Source organism: Massilia sp. TSP1-1-2, assembly GCF_049896185.1.
In the GTDB taxonomy this organism is placed as follows: domain Bacteria; phylum Pseudomonadota; class Gammaproteobacteria; order Burkholderiales; family Burkholderiaceae_D; genus Telluria_A.
On the sequence record NZ_JAFCTU010000090.1, the window covers coordinates 1 to 1,445 of the forward strand.

Here is a 1,445-nt window from a genome sequence, read left to right on the forward strand (position 1 = left end):
GGCAGCCCAACCCAGGTGAGTCTCGAGAATCTGACCCACGTTCATCCGGGAAGGAACGCCCAGCGGGTTGAGCACGATGTCAGCTGGCGTACCGTCGGCCATGTAAGGCATGTCTTCAACAGGCACGATACGGGAAACCACACCCTTGTTACCGTGACGGCCGGCCATCTTGTCGCCCGACTGCAGGCGGCGCTTGACGGCCAGGTAGACCTTGACCATCTTTTGCACGCCTGGCTGCAGCTCGTCGCCTTGCGTGAGCTTCTTGCGCTTTTCTTCAAAGGCCAGGTCGAACTGGTGGCGCTTCTCGGCGATCGATTCCTTGATCGCTTCCAAAGCAGTGGCAGCATCGTCGTCCGCCGGGCGGATGTCGAACCAGTGGTACTTGTCCAGATCGTCCAGGTACTCTTTGCTGATGGCCTGGCCCTTGGCCATCTTTTTAGGACCGCCGTTGACAACTTTACCGATCAACATTTTTTCCAGACGCTGGAAGGCATCGCCTTCAACAATACGCATCTGGTCGTTCAGGTCGAGGCGGAAGCGCTTGAGCTCATCATCGATGATCTGCTGGGCGCGCTTGTCGCGGACGATGCCTTCGCGGGTGAAGACCTGGACGTCGATGACGGTGCCGACCATGCCCGAAGGCACGCGCAGCGACGTATCTTTGACGTCCGAAGCTTTTTCGCCGAAAATTGCGCGCAGCAGCTTTTCTTCAGGCGTCAGCTGGGTCTCGCCTTTTGGCGTAACTTTACCGACCAGGGTGTCGCCGGCCTGCACTTCAGCGCCGATGTAGACGATACCGGACTCATCCAGACGAGCCAGCTGGTTCTCAGCCAGGTTCGAGATGTCGCGCGTAATTTCTTCAGCGCCCAGCTTGGTATCGCGTGCAACGACGGACAGCTCTTCGATGTGAATCGAGGTGTAGCGGTCATCCTTGACGACGTTTTCCGAGATCAGGATCGAATCCTCGAAGTTCAGACCATTCCATGGCATAAACGCCACGAGCATGTTCTGGCCCAGAGCCAATTCGCCCAGGTCGGTCGATGCGCCATCGGCGATCACGTCGCGCTTGGCGACACGGTCGCCGACCTGCACGATCGGACGCTGGTTGATGTTGGTGTTCTGGTTCGAACGGGTGTACTTGATCAGGTTGTAGATGTCGACGCCGACTTCGCCAGCGGTGGCTTCATCGTCATTGACGCGAATCACCACACGGCCTGCATCGATGTAGTCAACCACGCCGCCACGCAAGGCTTGCACGGTGGTGCCCGAGTCGACCGCAACGGTGCGCTCGATACCGGTACCGACGAATGCTTTTTCAGGGCGCAGGCAAGGAACTGCCTGGCGCTGCATGTTTGCACCCATCAATGCCATCCACAGCAGCAAGGCGCGCCAGACCAGCCCCACCGTGCTTTGCAAGGCGCGCGGGCTGGGCTCTTCGCCCGGCA

1 pseudogene is annotated in these 1,445 nt (G+C 59.2%); it reads right to left on the reverse strand.

Features of this window, described 5'->3' with window-relative positions:
- Positions 1 to 1,445 (reverse strand): annotated as a pseudogene (rpoB, locus tag ACP7BV_RS26945) (DNA-directed RNA polymerase subunit beta); the annotation flags it as partial.